This window comes from Flavobacterium sp. FlaQc-47, assembly GCF_044006475.1.
GTDB lineage: Bacteria > Bacteroidota > Bacteroidia > Flavobacteriales > Flavobacteriaceae > Flavobacterium.
The window spans coordinates 1-376 of sequence record NZ_JBIPCQ010000019.1 but is presented as its reverse complement, the minus strand read 5'-3'; the positions used below and the strand labels follow the sequence as shown (position 1 = coordinate 376).

1 protein-coding gene and 1 rRNA gene are annotated in these 376 nt (G+C 35.1%); one reads left to right on the top strand and one right to left on the bottom strand.

What is annotated here, in order from left to right:
• Positions 1–85, top strand: a 5S ribosomal RNA gene (rrf, locus tag ACHRVX_RS23835); the annotation flags it as partial.
• A 115-nt stretch (positions 86–200) separates the two neighbouring features.
• Here the strand turns inward: rrf and ACHRVX_RS23830 are convergent.
• Positions 201–362, bottom strand: a complete 162-nt coding sequence (locus tag ACHRVX_RS23830; protein WP_395337085.1) for a transposase — start codon at positions 360–362, stop codon at positions 201–203.
• Positions 363–376 lie beyond the last annotated feature (14 nt).

Below are 376 nucleotides of genomic sequence, written 5' to 3'. Positions count from 1 at the left end.
ACCTCTTCCCATCCCGAACAGAGTAGTTAAGCCCGCCTGCGCAGATGGTACTGCAGTTATGTGGGAGAGTATGTCGTCGCCTTTCTTTATAAAATCCTCATCATTTATTTGATGAGGATTTTTTTTTAACCAAAATTCAAAGCTTATTAAAAATGGATCAGGTGCAAAAGGGATCAGGGATCACGTGCAAAAGTTGAGGATTAAGCAAAAAGATTAGATAATCTGAATACGAAGAAATCTATTTTCCTGACTCCTCTAAATTGCGATCTAAAAGCTTTTACTTTTGCATTGAAAGATTCTGCTGAAGCATTAGTACTTCTGTTATCAAAATAATTTAAGATTGACTGGTAGTTAAAAGTAATTGTATTAAGTAGGA